The 263-nt window shown below is 64.3% G+C and carries 1 protein-coding gene; it reads right to left on the minus strand.

The window, feature by feature from the left end:
* On the minus strand, nucleotides 1–263 hold a 263-nt coding region (locus tag I5E_RS20250), incomplete at both ends, for an acyl-CoA thioesterase (RefSeq protein WP_031263303.1).

Below are 263 nucleotides of genomic sequence, written 5' to 3' on the forward strand. Positions count from 1 at the left end.
CAGCGCGAGCTGGCCGAGCGTCCAGCTCGTCCGCCCGATCGCCAGCACGCCGACATGGATCCGCAGCGGCTGCGGGTAATGCGCCTCGGCCAGATAATCGATGCCGGCGGCGACGATCATCATGCGCAGGTTCTTGAACAGGGCGCGGGCGCCATGGCCCAAATCGAAACGCACGCGTGCATCCTCGAACGCCGCCGCGATCGCGACATTGTTGATGTGCTGGTTGGAATCCATGTCGGAAAAGCGCGTCTGCACATCCTGCA

The organism is Curtobacterium sp. B18, from assembly GCF_000333375.1.
Lineage (GTDB): Bacteria > Actinomycetota > Actinomycetes > Actinomycetales > Microbacteriaceae > Curtobacterium.